We start from the raw sequence: 1,152 nt of genomic DNA on the forward strand, positions 1-1,152 counted from the left end.
ATAAAAGTAGGCACATCAAATAAACCCTGACGGGTTTCAAATTTTTCGCTATGCTACCTGATGGGCAGAAGTGGTATACTCATACACAACACCTAAAATATCAAAGACTGTTTTTTTCTCATATCTGTGAGATTTTCGTCCGTTTCGCTGTAGGAGGTTAAACAGACGAAGGAGAATCTTTGATAATTCTTGGGTGTTTTTATGTAGTGCTTGATGAAAAAGTAAGAAATAATCTTTAATTATGTACATCGCTTTATATTCACTTAGTTCTTTCTGTTTCTTACGTAACAGGAGTTCTCTCATTTTAAACATAGTAGAAGAACATAATAGGATACTAATGAGTTGTCCATAAAGGTGGCATTCTAATCGCTCTTGTTTAATAGATTTACAACGATGAATTCGAAACCAAGATTTCCATATTTTAAATAACAGCTCAATTTGCCAACGCAGTGAATATAAATCATAGATTTTCTCTTTCGGTACCCATTCCGTAGGAATGTTTGTCATATATACCGTAATTCCTTGTAAAAGTTTCGTACGCTCTGTATATGTAATCCCTTTTTTCTTTTCACGAATAGCTCGATCATGTAGACGTTTCTGTTTTTGCTCCTCTGTACATCTATAAACCACAATGCGAGTGGGTAGTTTGTCTTTGCTCCCTACATATACATCATGTAATTCATACACTTGGCCAGGTTGTAATTGGTTCATGATGTCTTCCAAATGAATTTGTATATATACCGGTCTCAATTGAGCAGGTTTTGTTTTAAATACCACTGTTTCGAATTCTTTTCTATATATTTTAGTTGGTAATTTAAGACGCGATAAATAATACCCTTCCTTATCTTGGATCGATTTAAAGTCTTGTAAACGAAAATACCCTAAGTCACGAATATATAGTTCATTCTTTTGTGTCATGTCCATTCGAGTCGCCCCATATGCCTGATCACTTCGTTTTCCTGGTTCAATTTTCACATCAGAAAACTCTCCACTCAACAAGTCATACTCTAATTGAATTTTCACACCAGCTGTATGACTACAGCCTCCGGCACCAGGATAAGTAGCTGCGAATCGATCTGGAACTTGAAAGGTTGTAGAATCAAGGATGCGAATCCGCTCAAAGTAAGCAGAAAGAGAATGAGAAATTGTAGA

The 1,152-nt window shown here is 35.7% G+C and carries 1 protein-coding gene; it reads right to left on the minus strand.

Translation table 11 applies throughout. The annotated features are described in order from the left end of the window. Nucleotides 1-48 precede the first annotated feature (48 nt). Nucleotides 49-1,152, minus strand: a 1,104-nt coding sequence (locus CQZ94_RS30770; protein ID WP_105588442.1) for an IS4-like element ISBce2 family transposase, incomplete at its 5' end; no start/stop codon positions are given.

The sequence above is a fragment of the Bacillus sp. MYb209 genome (assembly GCF_002975175.1).
Lineage (GTDB): Bacteria > Bacillota > Bacilli > Bacillales > Bacillaceae_G > Bacillus_A.